This is a genomic window from Cognatundibacterium luofuense, assembly GCF_018139685.1.
In the GTDB taxonomy this organism is placed as follows: domain Bacteria; phylum Pseudomonadota; class Gammaproteobacteria; order Burkholderiales; family Burkholderiaceae_D; genus Undibacterium; species Undibacterium luofuense.
Genome location: NZ_JAGSPN010000060.1, coordinates 1 through 640 on the forward strand (window position 1 = coordinate 1; position 640 = coordinate 640).

Annotated in this window: 1 protein-coding gene and 1 pseudogene; both read right to left on the reverse strand. The window is 55.3% G+C overall.

Features of this window, described 5'->3' with window-relative positions; genetic code table 11:
* The coding region (locus KDM89_RS19280; RefSeq protein ID WP_329604701.1) for a biotin synthase BioB at positions 1-467 on the reverse strand (467 nt) is incomplete at its 3' end.
* Positions 454-640 (reverse strand): annotated as a pseudogene (locus KDM89_RS19285) (hypothetical protein); the annotation flags it as partial. The pseudogene KDM89_RS19285 and the gene KDM89_RS19280, both read right to left, overlap by 14 nt.

Sequence of the window (640 nt, forward strand, 5' to 3'; positions counted from 1 at the left end):
TGCTCTTCTTTCAGCATACCGAGTGTGGCGCAGGTTTCCAAACCCATGGCTTTGACTTCACGCACCATGGTTTCGACTTTTTCCATATCGCGGTCTTTCGGTGAACGCCATGCGGCGCCCATGCAGAAGCGGGTTGCACCATTTTCACGTGCGGCTTTGGCAGCATCCAGCACTTCGCGCACATCCAGCATTTTCTTGGCTTCCACGCCGGTATCGTAACGTGCAGCCTGCGGACAGTATCCGCAATCCTCTTCGCAACCGCCGGTCTTAATCGATAACAGCGTCGCGAGTTCCACATCACCATCCGGGAAATTGGCGCGATGGGCGGACTGTGCTTTGAACATCAGTTCATTGAAAGGCAGATCGAATAAGGCCAGCACATCGTCTACCGGCCAGGTTTCAGCTTCAATTTTTTTCACAGGTGGCTGAAAACTCAGCGGCTGTTGCAGGGGTTCATTCGCTTGCATAAGTCTTCCTTGACTGAAGTGTAAGTGTGTTAAGGTCGAGACAGGCAGCAGCAGCGCTGCGCTGTTCCGCGGCCGTTCCGCGCAGACGCGGGATGTGGCCAAGTAAGGGGGCGGCGATGCGTTGGGCAATCGCGGCGATATTGTCTTGCAGGTAGAGCATGTCGGGATCGACG